At 67.1% G+C, this 19,374-nt stretch carries 17 protein-coding genes; 10 read left to right on the top strand and 7 right to left on the bottom strand.

Annotated elements, in window-relative coordinates:
- Window positions 1-73: 73 nt before the first annotated feature.
- The 9 genes from tolQ (at window position 74) to P1K30_RS14665 (ending at window position 9,430) form a co-directional block, all read left to right on the top strand.
- Entirely contained in the window at window positions 74-742 is a 669-nt protein-coding gene (tolQ, locus tag P1K30_RS14705; protein ID WP_275633512.1) for a protein TolQ, read from the top strand.
- A 1-nt stretch (window position 743) separates the two neighbouring features.
- Window positions 744-1,220: a protein TolR gene (tolR, locus tag P1K30_RS14700; protein ID WP_275633511.1), complete on the top strand. Its 477-nt coding sequence runs from the start codon at window positions 744-746 to the stop codon at window positions 1,218-1,220.
- A gap of 6 nt (window positions 1,221-1,226) precedes the next feature.
- Window positions 1,227-2,423 (top strand): hypothetical protein, encoded by a 1,197-nt coding sequence (locus tag P1K30_RS14695; RefSeq protein ID WP_275633510.1) that lies wholly within the window; start codon window positions 1,227-1,229, stop codon window positions 2,421-2,423.
- 133 nt (window positions 2,424-2,556) lie between these two features.
- Window positions 2,557-3,879, top strand: a complete 1,323-nt coding sequence (gene tolB / locus P1K30_RS14690; protein ID WP_275633509.1) for a Tol-Pal system beta propeller repeat protein TolB — start codon at window positions 2,557-2,559, stop codon at window positions 3,877-3,879.
- Between the two features lie 80 nt (window positions 3,880-3,959).
- On the top strand, window positions 3,960-4,487 hold the full coding sequence (gene pal, locus P1K30_RS14685) for a peptidoglycan-associated lipoprotein Pal (RefSeq protein ID WP_275633508.1): 528 nt from the start codon (window positions 3,960-3,962) through the stop codon (window positions 4,485-4,487).
- A gap of 22 nt (window positions 4,488-4,509) precedes the next feature.
- Complete coding sequence (ybgF, locus tag P1K30_RS14680; RefSeq protein ID WP_338052371.1) at window positions 4,510-5,364, top strand: tol-pal system protein YbgF; 855 nt, start codon at window positions 4,510-4,512, stop codon at window positions 5,362-5,364.
- 59 nt (window positions 5,365-5,423) lie between these two features.
- Window positions 5,424-6,605, top strand: a complete 1,182-nt coding sequence (gene tilS / locus P1K30_RS14675; protein WP_275633507.1) for a tRNA lysidine(34) synthetase TilS — start codon at window positions 5,424-5,426, stop codon at window positions 6,603-6,605.
- Window positions 6,606-6,743: 138 nt separating this feature from the next.
- Window positions 6,744-8,666 carry an ATP-dependent zinc metalloprotease FtsH gene (gene ftsH, locus P1K30_RS14670; RefSeq protein WP_275633506.1) on the top strand — a complete coding sequence of 641 codons (1,923 nt, stop codon included), beginning with the start codon at window positions 6,744-6,746 and terminating at the stop codon, window positions 8,664-8,666.
- A gap of 167 nt (window positions 8,667-8,833) precedes the next feature.
- Entirely contained in the window at window positions 8,834-9,430 is a 597-nt protein-coding gene (locus P1K30_RS14665) for an MOSC domain-containing protein (RefSeq protein ID WP_275633505.1), read from the top strand.
- A gap of 3 nt (window positions 9,431-9,433) precedes the next feature.
- On the opposite strand, the gene P1K30_RS14660 is transcribed toward P1K30_RS14665, so the two are convergent.
- Together P1K30_RS14660 and P1K30_RS14655 are read right to left on the bottom strand one after the other, a co-directional pair.
- Entirely contained in the window at window positions 9,434-11,623 is a 2,190-nt protein-coding gene (locus P1K30_RS14660; protein ID WP_275633610.1) for a primosomal protein N', read from the bottom strand.
- A 5-nt stretch (window positions 11,624-11,628) separates the two neighbouring features.
- Entirely contained in the window at window positions 11,629-12,120 is a 492-nt protein-coding gene (locus tag P1K30_RS14655) for a DUF6653 family protein (protein ID WP_275633504.1), read from the bottom strand.
- Window positions 12,121-12,221: 101 nt separating this feature from the next.
- On the opposite strand from P1K30_RS14655, the gene fsa reads away from it, so the two are divergent.
- A complete protein-coding gene (fsa, locus tag P1K30_RS14650) occupies window positions 12,222-12,875 on the top strand; it encodes a fructose-6-phosphate aldolase (protein WP_275633503.1) in 654 nt (217 codons plus the stop codon).
- 77 nt (window positions 12,876-12,952) lie between these two features.
- Here the strand turns inward: fsa and P1K30_RS14645 are convergent, their stop codons facing one another.
- From P1K30_RS14645 to P1K30_RS14625, 5 genes are all read right to left on the bottom strand, one after another.
- Entirely contained in the window at window positions 12,953-14,179 is a 1,227-nt protein-coding gene (locus P1K30_RS14645; protein ID WP_275633502.1) for an enolase C-terminal domain-like protein, read from the bottom strand.
- A 230-nt stretch (window positions 14,180-14,409) separates the two neighbouring features.
- Entirely contained in the window at window positions 14,410-15,561 is a 1,152-nt protein-coding gene (locus P1K30_RS14640; protein ID WP_275633501.1) for an enolase C-terminal domain-like protein, read from the bottom strand.
- The gene (locus P1K30_RS14635) at window positions 15,558-16,466 is read right to left on the bottom strand and encodes an alpha/beta hydrolase (protein WP_275633500.1); all 909 of its coding nucleotides are present in this window, start codon (window positions 16,464-16,466) and stop codon (window positions 15,558-15,560) included. The genes P1K30_RS14640 and P1K30_RS14635 overlap by 4 nt, the downstream gene beginning before the upstream one ends.
- On the bottom strand, window positions 16,463-17,665 hold the full coding sequence (locus P1K30_RS14630; protein ID WP_275633499.1) for a mandelate racemase/muconate lactonizing enzyme family protein: 1,203 nt from the start codon (window positions 17,663-17,665) through the stop codon (window positions 16,463-16,465). The genes P1K30_RS14635 and P1K30_RS14630 overlap by 4 nt, the downstream gene beginning before the upstream one ends.
- Window positions 17,662-19,344, bottom strand: a complete 1,683-nt coding sequence (locus P1K30_RS14625; protein WP_275633498.1) for an ABC transporter ATP-binding protein — start codon at window positions 19,342-19,344, stop codon at window positions 17,662-17,664. Before P1K30_RS14625 ends, P1K30_RS14630 begins: the two co-directional genes overlap by 4 nt.
- Window positions 19,345-19,374: the final 30 nt, after the last annotated feature.

The following is a 19,374-nucleotide window of genomic DNA, read 5'->3' as shown; positions in this document are numbered from 1 at the left end:
TTGACCTGACAATCCGGTAAGGACGACACCAACAAAGAGCCTGATACGCCGGGCCGAATACAGAGCAGGATCTATGGAAGCCGATTTCTCCTTCTTCGGGCTGTTTAGCCACGCGTCCTTTGTCGTGCAGCTGGTGATGATCCTGCTGATCGCGGCGTCGTTCTGGGGCTGGGCCATCATCATCCGCAAGTCCATCGCCTATCGCGCCGCCCGCCGCGAACAGGCCGCCTTCGACGCGGCCTTCTGGTCGGGCGAACCGCTGGACGAACTGTACGACCAGATCGGCACCGCCCCCGAGGGCGCGTCCGAAAAGATCTTTGCCGCCGGGATGCTGGAATGGCGTCGCAGCCACCGGCAGGACGGCGGCCTGATCGCCGGGGCGCAGTCGCGCATCGACCGGTCGATGGACGTCGCGATCAACAAGGAAGCCGACGAACTGACGTCGAGCCTGCCGTTCCTTGCCACGGTCGGGTCCACCGCGCCCTTCGTCGGGCTGTTCGGCACCGTCTGGGGCATCATGAACTCGTTCATCGAGATCGCGGGCCAGCAGAACACCTCGCTGGCCGTCGTGGCCCCCGGCATCGCCGAGGCGCTTCTGGCCACCGGGCTTGGCCTTCTCGCGGCTATCCCGGCCGTTGTCGCCTATAACAAGCTAAGCGCCGACAGCGACAAGATCGTCGCGGGCTATGAAAGCTTCGCGGACGAATTCTCGACCATTCTCAGCCGCCAGCTGGCCGCCTGACATGGGGGCAGGTGTCATCAAAAGCGGTGGCGGCAAGCGCCGGGGCCGTCGCGCCCGCCGGGGCGGGGCCGCCGCCATGTCCGAGATCAACATCACGCCGTTCGTGGACGTGATGCTGGTGCTGCTGATTATCTTCATGGTGTCTGCGCCGCTTCTGACGGTGGGCGTTCCCATCGAACTGCCCGAAACGGCGGCCGAGGCGCTGCCGGTCGATCAGGAAGAACCGCTGACGGTGACGATCGACGCCGAGGGCACCATCATGATCCAGACGACCGCGATCGCGCGGGACGAACTGATCGGCCGCCTGCGCGCCATCGCCGCCGAGCGGACCAGCAACAAGATCTTCCTGCGGGCCGACGGAAACATCCCCTACGCGCGCGTCGCCGAACTGATGGGTGCGCTGAACGCGGGCGGGTTCAAGAACATCGGTCTGGTCACCGACACCGGCGGCCCGACGATGGATTCCACGGGCGGCTGACGCGAATTGGACGCGGGAACAACCATATCCGGCGCGGGCCACGGCCTGCTGTTGGCCTTCCTGATGTTCGGCGGCCTGTTGCAGCCGCGCGACGAGGAACCTGAATTCAACGCCGCCGACGTGTCGCTGATCTCGGCCGAGGAATTCGCGGCGTTGCAACGCCCCGAGGTCGAGGCGGACGCGCCCGACGCGACCGTTGCCGTTCCCGAACCCGAAGAACCGGTGGTCGAGGATTCGCCCGCCCCCACGATGCGCCCCGAGGCTCCCGTGGAACAGCCCGAACCGCCCGCGCCCGAAGCTCCCGAACCGCCACAGGACGCCCCGGTCGAGGCCGAGGAACCGCCCGCGCCCGAGGCCGAGGTGACAGACACCCCGCCCGAAGAGATCGCGCCGCCGGTCGAAGACACCGCGATCCCCGACATCACGCCGCCCGCCGAGGAAGCCGCGCCCCGCGACATCCCGCGCGTGGCGCCGATCCCCGTGCCCGAAGCGCCGGACGTTCCCGAAATCGCGGACACCCCCGCCCCGCGCGTGGACGAGAACGCCGACAGCGACCAGCAGGCCGAGGAACAGCCCGAAGCCGCGCCGGAAGAGGCGACCACCGAGATCGCGACAGAGGCGAACCGCGCCCCGGCCAGTTCTCCGGCGCCCACCGCCCGGCCCGCTCCGCCGCCGACGCCCGCGCCGTTGACCGAAGAGGTCGAGGAACCCGTCGAGGTGACCGAAGCGCCCGAGCCGCCCGCGGAAACGCCGGAAGAAACGCCCGACGAAACGCCGGCGCCCGACGCGGACCCGCTGGCCGACGCCATCGCTGGCGCCGTTGCTGATGCGGTTTCGGAAACCACATCCGCGCCGCCCGCCAGCAGCACCGCCGCCGGCCCGCCGCTGAACAACAGCGAGCGCGAAGGCCTGCGCGTCGCCGTCCAGCAATGCTGGAACCTCGGCGCGTCCTCGACCGACGCGATGCGGACCACGGTGATCGTCGGCGTGTCGATGAACCGCGACGGGACGCCGGACACCGGATCGATCCGGCTGATCTCGTCCGAGGGCGGCACGCAGGACAGCGTCACGCAGGCCTACGAAGCCGCCCGCCGCGCGATCATCCGCTGCGGCGCGCGGGGCTTCCCCCTGCCGGAAGCCAAGTACGACCACTGGCGCGATATCGAGATGACGTTCAATCCCGACGGGATGCGGCTGCGATGAACCGCGCCCCCGGCAAGTCCCTGCCGCGTCAATGGTGCGCCGCTGTGCAAGCGGCGCATCCGGGCTACACTGTAATTTGCGGACCTGCCGCACCCCGCCACACGCGGACCCAACCGGAGACGACGAGGATCAAATGACCCGCCTGATCGTGCTGACCATCCTGCTGGCACTTACCGGCCTGACCCCCGCCGCGGCGCAAAGCCCGGGCCCCCTGCGCATCGAGATCACCGAGGGCGTGATCGAACCTTTGCCGTTCGCCTCGCCACAATTCGTGGCCGAAACCCCCGGCGCCGAGGCGATCGCGGCACAGATCACCCGTGTGGTGTCCGCCGACCTGACCAACACGGGCCTGTTCCGCGAAATTCCGCAGGGCGCCTATATCTCCGGGATCACCAGCTTTCAAAGCCCGGTACAGTATTCCGACTGGAAAGCGATCAACGCGCAGGCGCTGATCACAGGGGCGGTCTCGCTTCAGGGCAATCAGGTCATCGTCAAGTTCCGCCTGTTCGACGTTTTCGCCGAAAGCCAGATGGGCGACGGCCTGCAATTCGTGGCCAGTCAGGACAGCTGGCGCCGCATGTCGCACAAGGTGGCGGATGCCGTGTATTCCCGGATCACCGGCGAGGGCGCGTATTTCGACAGCCGCGTGGTGTTCGTCAGCCAGACCGGCCCCAAGGACGACCGCCGCACCCGTCTGGCGATCATGGACTACGACGGCGCCAACCTTGAATATCTGACCGACAGCAACGCCATCGTGCTGGCCCCGCGCTTTTCGCCGGACGGCAACCGCGTGCTGTACACCAGCTATGAGACCGGCAGCCCGCGCATCCACGTTCTGGACGTCGACACGGTTCAGCGGCGGGTGCTGGAGAACGAAGCTGGCGCGATGTCGGTCGGCGCCGCCTTCAGCCCGGATGGGCAGCGCGTGATCTATTCGCTTGCGCGCGGCGGCAACTCGGACCTGTACGAACTGAACGTCGCCACCGGCCAGACCCGGCAGCTGACCTCGGCGCCGTCGATCGAAACCTCGCCCAGCATGTCGCCGGACGGGCGGTTCATCGTGTTCGAAAGCGACCGGTCCGGTACGCAGCAGCTGTACGTGATGCCCGCGTCGGGCGGCGAAGCCACGCGCATCAGCTCTGGCGCGGGGCGCTATGCCGCGCCGGTGTGGTCGCCGCGCGGCGACATGATCGCTTTCGTCAAGCAGAACAACGGCCGGTTCCACATCGGCGTCATGCGCACCGACGGGTCCGAGGAACGGCTGCTGACGGCGTCCTTCCTTGACGAAAGCCCCAGCTGGTCGCCCAACGGCCGGGTGATCATGTTCACCCGCGAAAGTCAGGGCGCCAGCGGCGCGCCGTCGCTGTACTCGGTCGACATTTCGGGCCGCAACCTGCGCCGCGTGCCGATCGACGGCGCCGCGTCGGACCCGGCGTGGTCGCCGCTGCTGCAGTAAACGCGAAAGATTCCCAATCCCCCTGCGAGATGCTAGACTGAGCGCATCGAGCACCAAATGACCCAACGAGGCATGACCCAATGACCCCCTTCCGGATTGCCATCGGCGCGCTGGCGCTGGCCGCGGTTGCGGCCTGTTCGCAGAACGAGCCCACCGGCTTTGGCGCAGGGGACGACCCCCTGAGCAACCCCGACGCCTATGATCCGAACAACCCGTATGCAGGCGACCCGTCGAACCCGGCGTCGCCCGCCTATTTCGCGGCGACCGTCGGTGACCGCATCCTGTTCGAGGTCGACCAGAGCACGCTGAACACCACCGCGCAGGCAATCCTTGCCCGGCAGGCCGAGTGGCTGAACGCGAACCCCGAGTACACCGCGACCATCGAAGGCCACGCTGACGAACAAGGCACGCGGGTCTACAACTTCAACCTCGGCGAACGGCGCGCGAACTCTGTTCGCGAATACCTGATCTCGCGTGGGGTTGCGGCGAACCGTCTTCAGACCATTTCCTATGGCAAGGAACGCCCGCTCGAGATTTGCTCGGAAGAGGCGTGCTATGAAAAGAACCGCCGTGCCGTGACCGTTCTGGCGGTCGGCGCGGGCGTCTGACGGATCTGACGGAGGACACGACGTGAAGCGCGTGACGAAAGCGGGATTGCTGGCCCTGTCGCTTCTGGCGGCGGTGCCGGCGGCGGCACAGGACAGCACACTGGCGGACATCCGGCAGGAACTGTCGGTGCTTTATGTCGAGATCCAGCGTCTGAAGCGCGAACTGTCGACCACCGGGTCGCCCGGCGTTTCGCTGGGCGGCTCTACCGGCATCGAGCGGCTGAACCGGATCGAGTCCGAACTTCAGCGCCTGACCGCCGAGGCGGAGCAGATGGAATTGACGGTGAACCGCGTGGTCACCGATGGGACCAACCGCATCGGCGACCTCGAATTCCGCCTGTGCGAACTGGAAGCCGACTGCGACATCGGCTCGTTGGGCGAAACGCCAACGCTTGGCGGGGTCGACACCGGACCGGTAACGACGCCTGCAGTGGACACCACGCTGCCTTCGGTTCCCGCAGGCGATCCCGCTACTACGGGTGGCGGCGAACTTGCCATGAGCGAGCAGGCCGATTTCGACAACGCGCGCGCCGCTTTCGATGCGGGCGAATTCGCCCAGGCGGCGCAGCTGTTCCGGGGGTTCACCGACACCTATCCGGGCGGCCCGCTGAACGCCGAGGCCCATTATCTGCGGGGCGAGGCGCTGCGATCCTCGGGCGACACCGCCGGCGCGGCCCGCGCCTATCTCGACAGCTTCAAAAGCAGCCCGGACGGCAACCGCGCCCCCGATGCGCTGTTGAACCTTGGCGTGTCGCTGGGCGATCTGGGACAGGTCGAGGAAGCCTGCGTGATGCTGACCCAGGTCGGCCAACGCTTCCCCGGCTCGGCTCAGGCCGGAACCGCCGTCTCGCGCGCGCAATCGTTGGCCTGCCAGTGAGCCAGCCCGCCCGGGCGGCTCTTGAAGGGTACCTTTCGACCCTCGATCCTTCGGCACCAATGGCCGTCGCCGTCTCGGGCGGCGGCGACTCGCTTGCGCTGCTTCACCTTCTGCACGACCACGGCCTTGCCGCCGCCGCGCTGACCGTTGATCACGGCCTGCGGCCCGAGGCGGCGGACGAGGCCCGCATGGTGGCCCGCATCTGCGGCGAGCTCGGCCTCCGGCACGCCGTCCTGCAATGGCGATGGGATGGCGAGGGCAACCTGTCCGAAGCCGCCCGCGAGGGGCGCTATTCCGCCTTGGCGGACTGGTGCCGTGACGCCGGCATTGGCGCCTGCGCCCTCGGCCACACGCGCGACGACAACATCGAAAGCTTCTTCATGGGCCTGTCGCGCGGCGCCGGGCTGGACGGGCTGTGCGGCATGAGGCCCGCCTTCGATCGCGACGGCGTTCGGTTTCATCGCCCATTGCTGGACGCCTCGCGCGAAAGTCTCCGAGACGTGCTGCACGACCGCGGGGTCGGCTGGGCCGAGGATCCGACCAACGCCGACACCACCTATGACCGGGCGCGAATCCGCGCCGCGCTTGCCACGCTGGACCTGCCGGACGGCCAGATTGCACAATCCATAGGCAACCTCGCCGCCACCCGGCGCGACATAGGCGAGGAATTGCTGCACATCCTTACCGGCCATTGGCGCACGGACGGTCCCGATATCGTGATCGACCTTGGCGCGTGGACCGCCCTGACCGCCGAGTTCCGCCGCCGCACGCTGGCCGCGGCGCTGCGGTTTCACACGGCGGCCCGGCACGCCCCACGGGCGGCGGCCATGATGCGCATCGTCGCCCGCGATTGGACCGGCGATCCGGGACCGGCCACGCTGGCGGGCTGCACCATCGGGGCGGACGGTGAAACGATCCGCATCGGACGCGAGGCCGCCGCGGTCCCACCCGCCGTAAGCACCCGCGAAACATGGGACAATCGCTGGACCGTCGAGGGGACACACAGCCCCGACACAGTCATCCGCGCGCTGGGAGAGGCCGGGGTGGCGCTGCTGGATCCGGGCTGGAAGTCAGGCACCCTGCCCCGCCGCGCAATGCTGGCCGCTCCGTCGGTCTGGCGCGGCGACGTTCTGGTGCACTGCCCGTTCGGACCGCTGGCCGATCCGCGCGCGCAAGAGGCATGGACCTGCACCTCTGCCGACGACAGCCAGAGGTTCACCGCCGCCCTGCGGTCCGCATAACCGTCTGGGCGCACCGTGACCCTTTCGCACACCGGTCGTGCGTGTGCCCTTTCTCGTTGAAGATCCCGCCCCGATGCCTATTTTAGTACAGCAGGTCCGCGCAGGCTCCGGCGTCGGGCAATTCTTGGAGGTCCACTTTTGGGTAACGCCAGAAATATCGCGTTTTGGGTTGTGCTGTTCCTGCTGATCCTGGCGCTGTTCAATCTGTTCAGCGGAGGTCAGTCCACGATGACGACCCGCTCGATCAGCTATTCCGAATTCGTTCAGCGCGTTCAGGATGACGAGGTAAGCTCGGTCACCATCGACGGCGAGCGTGTGATGTTCCGCGGCAGCGACGGTCAGGATTACTCCACGATCCGTCCGGACGACGCCAACATCACCGACATGCTGATCACCAACGACGTCACCGTGAACGCACGGCCGCAGGAACAGTCTGGTTTCCAGACCATCCTGATGACCTTCCTGCCGTTCCTTCTGCTGATTGGTGTCTGGATCTACTTCATGAACCGGATGCAGGGCGGCGGACGCGGCGGCGCGATGGGCTTTGGCAAGTCCAAGGCCAAGCTGCTGACCGAAAAGCACGGCCGCGTCACCTTCGACGACGTCGCGGGCATCGACGAGGCGAAGGACGATCTGGAAGAGATCGTCGAGTTTCTGCGCAACCCGCAGAAGTTCAGCCGTCTTGGCGGCAAGATCCCGAAAGGCGCGCTGCTGGTCGGCCCTCCGGGCACCGGTAAGACGCTTCTGGCCCGTGCCGTGGCTGGCGAGGCTGGCGTGCCCTTCTTTACCATCTCGGGCTCTGACTTCGTCGAAATGTTCGTGGGCGTCGGCGCAAGCCGTGTCCGCGATATGTTCGAACAGGCGAAGAAGAACGCGCCCTGTATCGTCTTCATCGACGAGATCGACGCCGTGGGCCGGTCGCGTGGCGTAGGCTACGGCGGCGGCAACGACGAGCGCGAACAAACCCTCAACCAGCTGCTGGTCGAGATGGACGGTTTCGAGGCGAACGAAGGCATCATCATCGTCGCCGCGACCAACCGTCCCGACGTTCTGGACCCCGCGCTGCTGCGCCCCGGCCGTTTCGACCGTCAGGTGCAGGTGCCGAACCCGGACATCAAGGGCCGCGAGAAGATCCTGTCGGTTCACGCCCGCAAGGTGCCGCTGGGCCCCGATGTCGACCTGCGCATCATCGCGCGCGGCACGCCCGGCTTCTCGGGCGCCGACTTGGCGAACCTTGTCAACGAGGCGGCGCTGATGGCCGCGCGCGTCGGCCGCCGGTTCGTCACGATGGAGGACTTCGAGAACGCGAAGGACAAGGTCATGATGGGCTCCGAGCGGCGATCGATGGTCATGACCGACGACGAGAAGAAGCTGACCGCCTACCACGAGGCGGGCCATGCGATCGTCGGCCTGAACGTCCCGCAGCATGATCCGATCCACAAGGCGACCATTATCCCGCGCGGTCGTGCGCTGGGTCTGGTGCTGTCGCTGCCGGAACGCGACCAGCTGTCGGTGACCTTCACCAAGTACACGTCCAAGATCGCGATGGCGATGGGCGGTCGCGTGGCGGAAGAGCTGATCTTCGGCAAGGAGAACGCGACTTCTGGCGCGGCGTCTGACATCCAGCAGGTGTCGAAGATCGCCCGTGCGATGGTCACGCAGTTCGGCTTTGCCGAGGAACTCGGGTACATCGACTATGCGAACGAGCAGCAGTCGTACCTGGGCGCCTATGGCGGTGGCACCAACCACTCCGAAGACATGCAGCGCAAGATCGACGCGAAGGTCAAGGAACTGGTGGACGAAGGCTATGAGACCGCACGGCGCATCCTCTCCGAGAAGAACGAGGATCTGCACCGGCTGGCCCAAGGTCTGCTGGAGTACGAGACGCTGACCGGTGACGAGATCACCAAGGTGATCGCTGGCGAGCCGCTGAACCGTGGCGACGACGAGGACGATCATCGTAACGACGCGGGCGGCAGCGCCAGCGTCACGGCGATCCCAAAGACCAAGCCCAAGCCGAAGCCCTCGGGCGAAGGCGGGCTAGAGCCGGAACCGTCCTGAACCCGGTCTCGACCTGAACATCAAACCCCGCGCCCCGGCGCGGGGTTTTTCTTTGGGCGCCGCGTCTGCGCAGGCAGGCCCACCGGCCAAAACCGCCACCGATTGCCGCCGCCCGTCCAGAGTGGCAGACTGGCGCCGTCTGCACAGCCAACCAAGGATCTTTGTCCATGCCCGCGCTTGTCCGCTCCGAATACACCGCCCGGATCACATGGCTGGGCCGTGTGCCAGACCGCGACTCAGGCATGCGCGCCGAGCCGCTAGACCGCGTCCCGGCGCAGATGGAGGGGTTCGAGGGCGAGGCGCATGGCGGGCTGACACGGCCATCCTGCTCGCGCTTCACCATGCTTTACCCGCGCTATACCACCGTGCGGAACACCCGCCAGATCTCGATCGTATCGGCCGAGGAACTGGCAGTGATCGCAGGCAAGATCGGGCTCGATACGCTGAACCCTTCCCTGCTGGGGGCCTCGATGGTGGTCGAGGGCATCCCCGATTTCAGCCACGTGCCGCCCGGGTCGCGTCTGCGCATGCCGTCGGGCGCGGTGCTGACCATCGACCTGGAGAACGGCCCCTGTGTGCAGCCCGGCCGCGAGATCGAGGCCGAGGCGCCGGGTCATGGCAAGGCATTCAAGCCCGCCGCCGAAAGCCTGCGCGGCGTTACCGCCTGGGTCGAGCGCGAAGGCGAGTTGGCCGTGAATGACGCGGTCGAGCTGTTCCTGCCCACCCAGCCTGCGTGGGCGCCGATGGCGGTTGCGGCGCAGTAGCCCCTAGAAGAAGTTCTGCGGGTCGATGTCGATCGACAGCCTCAGGTTCGCCGGCAGGCGCACCTGCGCCACCCATTGCGCGAGCGCGGCTTGCAGAGGTGCGGTTTTCTCGGCCTTGACCAGCAACCGCACGCGGTGGCGTCCGCGAATGCGGGCGATGGGCGCTGGCGCCGGTCCAAAGACCTGTGCCCCGATGCGCCGCAACGGCCCATCCGCCCGCGCCAGCGCGCCGCCGATGTCGAAGGCTTGCTGCGCCTCGGGCGACGAGATGACGATCCCCGCCATGCGTCCATAGGGCGGCACGCCCGCCGCCTTCCGCTCGGCCGCCTCGGCCCGCCAAAAGCCTTCCTCGTCACCAGACAGGATTGCCCGGATCACCGGATGCTCTGGCTGGAAGGTCTGCAAAAGCGCCAGCCCCGCCCGCTCGGCCCGCCCGGCGCGGCCCGCGACCTGCCGCATCAGCTGGAACGTCCGTTCCGCCGCGCGCAGATCCGATCCCTGCAGGCCAAGATCGGCGTCGATCACCCCGACCAGCGTCAGCAGCGGAAAGTTGTGCCCCTTGGCGACAAGCTGGGTGCCGATGACGATATCGGCCCCGCCGGATGCGATCTCTTCGACCTTCGCCTTCAGCGCCCGGGCAGAGCCGAACAGGTCCGACGACAGCACCGCGATCCTGGCGTCTGGAAACAGGGCGGCGGCCTCTTCGTGCAGGCGTTCGACACCGGGTCCGACCGGGGCCAGCTTGCCCTCGACCTCGCAGGATGGGCAGACCTCGGGCATCGGTTTCGTCTCGCCGCACTGGTGGCAGACAAGACGTTTGAGGAAGCGGTGCTCGACCATCCGCGCGTCGCAATGGTCGCAGGCGATCTGGTGCCCGCAGGCCCGGCAGATCGTCACCGGGGCATAGCCGCGCCGGTTCAGGAACAGCAGCGACTGCTCGCCCGCTTCCAGACGTTCGCGCACCGCCGCCTGTAACGAGGGCGAGACCCAGCTGCTGGACGGCAGGTCTTCATCGCGCATGTCGATGGCGGACATATCCGGCAATTCCGACGCCCCGAACCGGGATTTCAGCTCTAGCCTTGAATATTTCCCGCTTTCCGCGTTCACCCAGCTTTCAAGGCTGGGCGTCGCCGAGGCCAGCACGACCTGCGCCGAAGCGATCGAGGCGCGCAGCACGGCCATGTCCCGCGCGTTGTACAGGACGCCGTCTTCCTGCTTGTAGGACGTGTCGTGTTCCTCGTCGATGACGATCAGTCCAAGGTCGCGGAACGGCAGGAACAACGCGGACCGCGCGCCGACGACCAGCTGCGCGCCGCCCTCACCCACCATCTTCCACGCGCGCCGCCGCTCGGTCATGGTGACGCCGGAATGCCATTCCGTCGGCATCGCGCCGAACCGCGCCTCGACCCGTTTCAGGAACTCTGCCGTCAGCGCGATTTCAGGCAACAGCACCAGCGCCTGCCGGCCCTTGCGCAGACATTCCGCCACCGCTTCCAGATAGACCTCGGTCTTGCCCGATCCGGTGACGCCCTTCAGCAGCGTCGTGCCATAGGCCCCGGACCGGATCGCGGCGCCCAGCACCTCGGCCCCCGCCGCCTGATCGCCGGTCAACTCCTTGCCCGGCAGTTCCGGATCCAGCCGCGGATACGGCAGGTCGCGCGGGCTTTCCTCTTCGGACACGGCGCCTTGCTTCACCAGCCCCTTCACCACGGACGACGTCACCCCCGCCGTTTCCGCCAGTTCGCCCAGCGTGAACGACAGGCCGCCATACTCGGACAGGACCTCCAGCACCCGGCGACGGGCGTCTGTCATCCGGTCGGGTTCGGCATGGCCCAGCCGGTAGACCTTGCGCATGGACGGCGGATCGCCCAACCCGGGCGACCGCGTCGCCAGCCGCAGCATCGCGGGCATCGGGGTCAGGGTATAGTCCGCGACCCGCCCCAGGAATTGTCGCATTTCGTCAAGCATGGGGGCGGCATCCAGCACACGGATCACGCTGCGAATCTTCGATATGTCAAAGTCGCCGCGCCCCGGCCCCCAGACCACGCCCAGCACCTTGCGCGGGCCCAGCGGCACCTCGACGAAGGCGCCGACGAAACAGCCGCCCTCGGGCGCCTTGTAATCCAACAGGCGATCAAGCGGCTGCGTGGTCAGCACGCCGACCAATGCGCCTTCCTCGAAATGCGACGGCATCTCGCTCACGCGGTGTCCTCGCGCGTCATGTCTTCGTACAGCCAGACCATGCGGTCGACGAACCACGCCTTCCCGCCCATGGCAAGGGCCAGTCCGGCCAGAACCAGCCCTGCGTCCAGCCACCAAAGCCCGGCAAACAGCAGGACCATGCCAAAGGCAGAAACCGCGGTCAGCATGTGGCAAACGGCGACATGTTTCGCGGGCACTGGCCGGTCTTTCCGCGCCAGCCACAGCCGTTCGCCCGCCGTGCCCTTCCCGGCCCAGCCGACCGGCGGGCCAGAGACGGGCGCGAACAGGCGCGGGTTGAGCCATGTGAACAGCACGACGGCGACCACTGGCGCCAGCGCCCACCATCCCAGCCAGACCCTGCTCCAGATCGCGAGCGCCAGCAAAGGCAGCACGGCGAACCGCGAGAACACGCTGCCGGGGTGGGCGTGCCGGGCCCATGCGTCGTCGTCCATCGCCATCGACCGTTCGGCCAGACGGTAAATGTCCATGATGCGCCCCCTCGTCGGCAGACGGCCCGGTTCTACTTTAACACCACGTTGGCATGCGCTAACAGAGAGCCAACCGCAAGCGTCCCCCCTAGGAGGCCCAAATGAAATTCTTCGTAGATACTGCCGAAATCGATGCGATCCGCGAGCTGCACGAGCTTGGCATGGTCGATGGCGTGACCACCAACCCCTCGCTGATCGCGAAATCCGGGCGTGACATCAAGGAAGTCACCAAGGAAATCTGCGACCTCGTCGATGGCCCCGTGTCGGCCGAGACCGTGGCGCTGGACGCCGAGGGCATGATCGCCGAAGGCCGCGAACTGAAGAAGATCGCCGAGAACATCGCGATCAAGGTTCCGCTGACGTGGGATGGCCTGAAAGCGTGTAAAACGCTGTCGGAAGAAGGCAATATGGTCAACGTGACCCTGTGCTTCACCGCGAACCAGGCCCTGCTGGCCGCCAAGGCCGGCGCGACCTTCATCTCGCCCTTCATCGGCCGTCTCGACGACCTGAACCTCGACGGGATGGAGCTGATCGCCGACATCCGCGAGATCTATGACAACTACGGGTTCGAGACGCAGATCCTTGCCGCTTCGATCCGGTCCGCGAACCACATGTCCGAGGCTGCCAAGATCGGCGCCGACGTCGCGACGGCCCCGCCCGCCGTGATCAAGGCGATGGCGAACCACGTCCTGACGGACAAGGGGCTCGACGCCTTCCTGAAGGATTGGGAAAAGACCGGCCAGACGATCCTCTGATCGGTCTGCCCTGTTCAAGTTGCGAAAGGCCGCCGGTGATCCCGGCGGCCTTTTTTCGTGCGGACGGTTCAGCCGGATCAGAACTTTGGCCGGCCGTACTGCCAATCCGGCCAGTGCTTGCGCATCTCTGTCGCGTCGTCGCGGGTGCGGTATTCCAGCGCCTCGAAGTTGCCGTTCAGCCGCTTCAGCTCTGCCCGGTCCAGCGTCACCCCCAGCCCCGGCCCGTCGGGAACCGCCACCGCGCCGTTCACGATGGGCAGCTTGCCGCCCTCGATCACCTCGTCGGTCTGCCACGGCTGGTGCGTGTCGCAGTCGTAGGTGAGGTTCGGCGTCGCCGCCGCGAGATGGGTCATCGCCGCCAGCGAGATCCCAAGGTGAGAGTTCGAGTGCATCGACAGCCCCAGCCCCCAGATCCGGCAGATCTCGGCGAGATCGCGGCTGGCCTTTAGCCCGCCCCAATAATGGTGGTCCGACAGGATCACGCGGAACGCGTCGTGTTTCATGTTGGGCGGCAGGTGCGATGGTTCCACCACGTACATGTTGGTCGCCAGCGGCACGTCGGTCGCCGCCTGGATCACCGCGTTGCCGTCGATGCCCTTGGTGGGGTCCTCGAGGTACTCGACCAGCCCTTCCAGCCGGGGCAGCAGGTCCAGCACCGTGTGGACGTGCCAGCCACCGTTCGGGTCGATCCGCAGGGGCGCGTCGGGGAACGCGTCGCGCAGCGCCTCGAGCCCCGCGATCTCGGCCAGCGGTTCCAGCACACCGGCCTTCAGCTTGATCGCCTTGAAACCGTAGGCGTCGACCATGCTGCGGGCTTCTTCGACCAGTTGCTCGGGGCTCAGAACCTCGCCCCAGTCGTCGGGCGCCTCGTTCGCGTGGCCCGCGAACTTGTAGAACAGGTAGGCCGAGAACGGCACGCTTGCGCGCACCTGTCCGCCCAGCAGATCCACCACGCGCTGCCCGGTCGCCTTGCCCAGCGCGTCCCACATCGCCACCTCGACGGCGCCGCCAACCCGCAGGCGCAGCCGCGTCGGCGCCTCGGGCAGCGCAGTCGCAGTACGCGCCCACAGACCGTTCAGGTCGGTGACCGCCAGCCCCCGGCACGAAGGCGCCATCGCCGCCAGCCCCGCCAGCACGTCCTCGGTCCCATAGCTTTCGCCCAGCCCGATCACGCCATCCTCGGTCTCGACCTCGATCACCGAGCGCAGGGCAAACGGTTGGTGACAGCCCGCGTTGTTCAGAAGCGGCGGGTCGTAGAAGGCGATCGGCGTGACGCGTATGTCGGCGATACGAAGGTCGGTCATTCTTGCTCTCTATGCTGTTGCTGGGCCGGGCGGGTTCCCCGGCGCGGAATCAAGGCCCGCAGGGCCGCCGCGCCAGCGCCGACCCGCCCCCCGGGGCGGCGCTTGTCTGGCGGCACGGGCAGCGCCAAAGGTCGTCCAAGCTTGGCCAACATAAAGCGATCCGTGGCGACGTCGGTGCGCCACCCCGCAGGTCGGCGCAGCCACGGCTTTGCTCCTTATCTGTGATCGGTTCACCCGTTCACCCGGTTCGCCTCGATGTAATCCATGTTCAGATCCTGCCCGAGGCCCGGTTCCTCGCGCCCGTGGATATAGCCGTCGGCGTCCATCTCGTCGTCGATGCGGTTTTGGTACTCCTTCGGCTCATCGTAATCGATGAACGGATGCAGCAACCCGCGCTCGTAGAACGAGGTGTTCGGGATCGCCAGCGCTACGGACAGGTTGCCCGCCCCGGTGCCGTGGATCTCGCACGAGATGTGGAAGCACTCTGCCATGTTGGCGCATTTCATCGCCGGAGAGATGCCGCCCACGTCCCAGACACCGGACCGGACAAGGTCGCACGCGTCATGTTTCACCCACTCGCCCCGGGTCCAGTGCTTGCCGGTCATCGTCTCGGGGCCAAGGATGTTCAACCGCGAGTTCTGCGTCAGCCACTTGTAGGAGGACATCGACGCCTCCTCCATCGGCTCTTCCATCCAGCGATAGTCGAGGTCGGCCAGCTTTTCGGCCAGCCACAGCACGTCGGTCCGGGAATAGAAATGGTGCGGGTCCAGCATCAGCGGAAAGTCCGGACCCACCACCTCGCGCACGGCAGCACAGGCCTTGTAGTCCATCCGCACGTCCGGCGCGCCGGGCACCGGCGGCATCCAGCCGTGCAGCTTGATCGCCTTGTAGCCGCGCTTCACCATCCAGTCGGCGAAGTTCGCGTAATCCTCGGGCGTGGCCAGCCCGTTTTCCAAGTCGTCGCCGCACATGGTCGACCCATAGGCAAGGATCTTCGGACGGTAGCCGCCCAGCAGCTTCCACACGGGCATCCCCGCCGCCTTGCCTTTCAGATCCCACAGCGCCAGATCGACGGCGGCCAGCGCCCGGTCGGTCAGCTCTCCGCCGGACAGGCGCTGCCACTTGTAGACGCCGTACCACAGCTTCTCGGTCGCAAGGGGGTCCTTGCCGATCAGGTTCGGCCGGACGAACCGCTCTAGCAGGTACTCGCGCACGTCGCCGCCCCGGCAGACCACACGGCCCTGGGTGCCGTCATCGCAGGTGATCACCAGCAACGAACTGGTGGTCTGGCTCACCGGGCCGGGATGGCCGTGGCCATCGCTGTCACGGACGGTGTTGGTGGAATGGCGAAAGGTGATCGCCTCGACGGTTTCGATCTTCATGTGGGCAGGTCCCCGGACAGACGTTTCAGAAAGTCGGCCCCGCGCGTCAGACAGGCGCGGGCGGCGGGCAGAAGACGCCCGCGGTTGATAAAGCCGTGGGTGACCCCCGGCTCTTGATGGTAATCCGTATCGACGCCCGCCCCGCGCAGCGCGGCGGCCATATCGGCGTTCTCGTCCGCCAGCACGTCCAGTTCAGCGGCGATCAGGCAGGCAGGCGGCAACGCCGACAGAGCGTCGGAATGCAGCGGCACGACCAGCGGATCGGTGCCCGCATCGGGCGCGTACATCGCGAACAGCTCTGTCATCCGCACCTTTGTCAGCCCCGGCCCTTCGCCGTAGCGGTCGTAGCTTTCGCGCGAAAAATCACGGTCGTAGACGCCATAGACCAGCAGCATCCCGATGGTGGCGCCCGGCCGCGATAGCGCGCAGGCCAGCGCAAGGTTCGCCCCGGCCGAGGCGCCGCCGATGGCGATCCGCCCCGGATCCAGCCCCAGCGCGGCGCCGTTCTCTGCAAGCCAGCCCAGCGCCGCCTGCGCGTCGTTCAGACCGGCGGGATAGGGATGCGCCGGCGCCAGTCGATAGCTGACCGACAGGACGGACCAGCCGCTTTCGGCGGCCAGTGCCCGGCACGCCGCCTCGTTCAGCGCAATGCTGCCGCCGTTCCATCCGCCGCCGTGCAGGTACAACAGCACCGGCGCATCCGCCCCGGCGGCGCCACGGTACAGCCGCGCCGCCTGCTGCTGCCCCGCTGCGCCGGGATAGAACAGGTCCTTTACCCCGGCGACCTCGGGCGCGCCATCCGACCAGAAGGCGGCGGTCGCATCGGGGTCGTCCAGCGCCTTCAGCCGTGTTTCTTCGGCCAGCGTGGCGACCATGCCATCAGCGTAGCGTGCGGGATCGGTCATGCGCGCAGGCTCCGCGCCCGGGCGCGTCGGGTCTGGACGTGAACCGCCTCGTCCGCGGTTCCGGGCACATAGGCCTTTCCGTTGTCCACCGGCGCCTTCGCCACGTTGCGGACGACGGGATACTTCGCGATCTCGTCCTTCACCAGTTCGACGCCAAGCCCCGGCGCGGTCGGGATCGGCAGGCAGCCGTCCTCGACCTTCAGCACCGGCGTCACCACGTCATAGCGACCCTCCCAGTCGAACTCGATCCGCTCCAGCAGCAGCGCGTTCGGCACCGTCGCCATGATATGCAGCGCCGCGAACTCGGCCACCGGGCCAAGCGAGCCGGAATGCGGCGCCAGCATGATGCCGTGCGGTTCCGCCATCGCGGCGATCTTGCGCATCTGCGTGATGCCGCCGCCGCGCCCGGTGTCGGGCTGCACCACGTCGACCAGATCGCGCTCGATATAGGGCCGCAGCCCGTGCACCGTGCCCACCCGCTCACCCGCAGCCAGCGGCACCGCGACGTGGTCCCGCATCCGCGCCAGCATATCCAGGTTCTCTGGCGGCACCGGGTCTTCGTAGAACAACAGGTCGAACGCCTCCAGCTCGCGTCCGACAAGGATCGCATCCGATACGGTCATCCACGACGGCCCATGCGCATCGACCGCGATGTCCACCTCTGGCCCCACGGTCTCGCGCAGCATGGCGATGCGGTCAAAATCGACGATGCCGGTAAAGGGCGTCTTCAACGCGGTGTAGCCCAGCGCTGTCAGGGCGCGGGCCTCGTCGGCGGTGTGCGCGTGGCCGTAGACCGGGATGCGGGTGCGGATCGCGCCGCCCAGCAACTGCCAGACCGGCACGCCCAGCGCCTTGCCCTTGATGTCCCACAGCGCCATCTCGATCCCGGACAGCGCGCCCGAGCCGACGGTCCCCGTCAGCCCATGCCCCATCATCGCGCGGTACAACACGCCCCACAGCCGGTCGATGGCCGACGGGTCCTCGCCCACCAGCACGGCCGACAGGTCCTGCACCGCGGTTTCGACCACGCGGGGCCAGCCGGAACACTCGCCGACGCCGGTGATCCCCTCGTCCGTCTCGATCTCCACGAACAGCCAGCAGCGCGAGCCGCGAAAATCCGCATCCGCGCCCATCGACCGCGTCAGGTCGGGCCGCGCGCCCGCCTGCACGAGGTAGGTTTTGACGCCGGTGATCTTCATGCGGATTCCACATAGCGATGCCGCTGCCGCGTGCCCCGCAGGGCCGGGTCCGAGATCGGCACCGACGACAAAAGCGCCTTGGTATAGGGATGCTGCGGATCGGTGATGATCTGCTCGGTCTCGCCGATCTCGACGATCTTGCCGCGATACATCACAGCCACCCGGTCACAGAAGTACCGGATCACCGCCATGTCGTGACTGATGAAGATGAACGACAGCCCCATCTCGGCCTGCAGCTTCAACAGCAGGTCCAGAACCTGCGTGCGGATCGACACGTCCAGCGCGCTGGTCGGCTCGTCCGCGATCACCAGACGCGGCTCTAGCGCGATGGCACGCGCGACCACGATCCGTTGCCGCTGTCCGCCGGAAAACGCGTGCGGATAGCGTTCCATCATCCCGGGATCGAGCCCGACCTCGGTCAACAGCTTCGCGACCCGCGCGTCCAGCTCCGCCCCCTGCGCCACGCCGTTGACGATCAGCGGCTCGGCGATCAGCTGCTTTACCGTCATCCGCGGGTTCAACGAGGCGAACGGATCCTGAAAGATCATGCGGATCTGCTGGCGCGACTGGCGCAGCTCTTCCTTCCCTGCATGGACAAGATCGCGCCCTTCATAGTCGACCGATCCACCCTGCGGGTCGTACACCCGCGCGATGCAGCGCCCCACGGTGGTCTTGCCGGACCCGCTTTCGCCGACGATGCCCAGTGCCTCGCCCTTCTTCAGGTCGAAACTGATGCCATCCACCGCCCGGGTGACGTCGGTCACCCGCTGCATGAACCCTTCGCGCTTCTCGAAATGCAGCTGCAGGTCGCGGACCTTCAGGATCTCGGGCGCGTCGCCCGCCGGGCGCACCTTGGCCGCCGCCGGTTCCTCCAGCCGCTTCACCGCGCCCAGAAGCTTCTGGGTGTATGGGTGCTCGGGCGCGTTGAAGATGCGGTCGCAATCGCCCACCTCCACGACGTGGCCGCGTTCCATCACCACGACCTCGTCCGCGATCTCGGCCACCACGCCCATGTCATGGGTGATGAACATGATCGCCATGCCCAGCTCTTCCTGCAGCTTCTTCATCAGGTCCAGGATCTCGGCCTGCGTGGTCACGTCCAACGCCGTGGTCGGCTCGTCCGCGATCAGCACCTCGGGCCGACAGGCCAGCGCCATCGCGATCATCGCCCGCTGCCGCATCCCGCCCGAAAACTCGAAGGCATAGCGGTCCACCGCCTTTTCCGGGTTCGGGATCTCGACCTGCCGCAGGCTGTCCACCGCCATTTGCTTGGCCTCTTTCTTGGACACGTCGCGATGCAGGCGGATCGCCTCGACGATCTGGCTGCCGATCGTATGCACCGGCGACAGCGACGACATCGGCTCTTGAAAGATCATGCCCACGCGCCCGCCCCGGATCGACCGGATCTCGCGGCCCCGGGGATCCAGCGCGGTCAGCTCGATGGTGTCGCCGCCCACAGGATTGAACAGGATCCGCCCGCCGTTGATCACGCCGGGACGCGGCACCATGTTCAGGATCGTGCGCGCGGTGACCGACTTGCCCGACCCGCTTTCGCCCACGACGCAGGTGGTCTTGCCCCGGTGCAGGTCGAAGCTGATACCGTGCAGCACGTCCAGCATCCCCTGCCGCACATTGAACCCGACGTTTAGGTTCTCGATCTGGATGACGGGCTTGCTCATCGCGCCCCCCTTTCCTGCTTCTTCTCTTTC

The sequence above is a fragment of the Psychromarinibacter halotolerans genome (assembly GCF_029168315.1).
GTDB lineage: Bacteria > Pseudomonadota > Alphaproteobacteria > Rhodobacterales > Rhodobacteraceae > Psychromarinibacter > Psychromarinibacter halotolerans.
Note: the sequence above shows the minus strand (reverse complement) of the source record. Positions and strands in the feature narration are given on the sequence as shown.